We start from the raw sequence: 1496 nt of genomic DNA on the forward strand, positions 1-1496 counted from the left end.
CCGGGTCTTTGACAGCCTTGATGCTTTGGAAGACCACTTGGAGCACGCCTTGCGGGATCTCGAAAACGATCCCGCACGCGTCTATTCCATCACCGCCTGGTCTTGGATTATTAATGCACTATAGATTGAAAAATGGAATAAGGCCACTCAGAATTAAAGGCGCTTTTCTCGTAGCGGATACGTGGCAGCCTATCCAGCTGTCTAAGGAGTCAAGCCGGCACTTTGACCGGCAGGAACGAAAGACGGCGGACTCGATTATGGAAAACTCGCGGCGTGATGGCGATGAGGGATGGCTGACACGCGAACGCATGCTGGCCATGATTCTCATCCTGATAACGGGACTTGCGTTTTATCTCTGCTATCGCCTGGTTTACCCGTTTCTGCCCGCGCTGGCGTGGGCTCTGGCACTCGCCATCATTACCTATCCTTTGCATCGAACGATCAAGCGCTATCTGCCGAGCGAAAGTGTGGCAGCCGGCGCGGCGGTCGTGATTGTTGCACTGATCATCGTTGCCCCATCAATGCTTTTAGCTCAACGAATAGCCCTTGAAGCAACGCAAAATATCGAGTTGGTCAAGACGGAAGCAGCGATCAACAGGTGGCAGGCCGTTATCGAACGCAATCGTAGGATTGCGCCGGTGGCGGGTTGGATCGATAAGCATTTCAATCCGCGTCAGGAAACGGTGCGCTTCGTGGAGCAGATTCGCTCCCACATACCCGGATTCGTAACCGGCTCTATCGGGGTCGGGATACAGCTGCTGATCACGTTCTTCGCGCTCTTTTATTTCTTCCGCGACCGGTATGCCTTCCTGCACCTTTTGCGCTCGCTTTCGCCGCTGTCCCATGCGGAAACGGAGAGGGTATTCGCGCGGGTGGTGGATACTGTACAGGCGACCGTATTCGGAACCCTCCTGGTAGCCATCGTTCAGGGGTTCCTGGGAGGGATCATGTTCTGGTGGCTGGGATTATCCGGCCCGGTGCTATGGGGCGTGGTAATGGGGCTGTTGGCCATAATCCCGATCCTGGGCCCGTTTGTGGTCTGGGTGCCCGCGGCTATCATGCTGGCCATCGACGGCGATTGGGGGAAGGCCCTGATTTTGACAATATGGGGCGGTGTCGTGGTCGCGCTGATCGACAATCTGCTCTATCCCATCTTCGTCGGGGGGAAGCTGCGCCTGCATACCTTTCCCGTATTCATGGCGATTATCGGTGGACTTGCCTTGTTTGGTGCGTCCGGGCTGATATTGGGGCCGGTCGTCCTGGCCGTGACGGTAGCACTCATTGATATCTGGCGATACCGCACGGCAGCCGGACGCAAGGCCGATACCGACGCGGCTGCGTGACCGCGGCAAGATGCTAGTGCTTCGCCACGGTAGCAGTGCAATGTTTGGTCATGTCTTGGGTCTGATGATTGTCTGGAAGCCAGGAGACGATCATGCGAACCCAGAAATACGCAGTGAAACTGACGGCCGAGGCGCGCTCGGCCGTGGAACGCT

At 56.7% G+C, this 1496-nt stretch carries 1 protein-coding gene; it reads left to right on the plus strand.

What is annotated here, in order from left to right; all coding sequences use genetic code 11:
- The first annotated feature begins 257 nt into the window (after nt 1-257).
- Nucleotides 258-1343, plus strand: a complete 1086-nt coding sequence (locus VEB01_RS20325; RefSeq protein WP_324878684.1) for an AI-2E family transporter — start codon at nt 258-260, stop codon at nt 1341-1343.
- Nucleotides 1344-1496 lie beyond the last annotated feature (153 nt).

It is taken from the genome of Methylocaldum sp. (assembly GCF_035627495.1).
Classification (GTDB): domain Bacteria; phylum Pseudomonadota; class Gammaproteobacteria; order Methylococcales; family Methylococcaceae; genus Methylocaldum.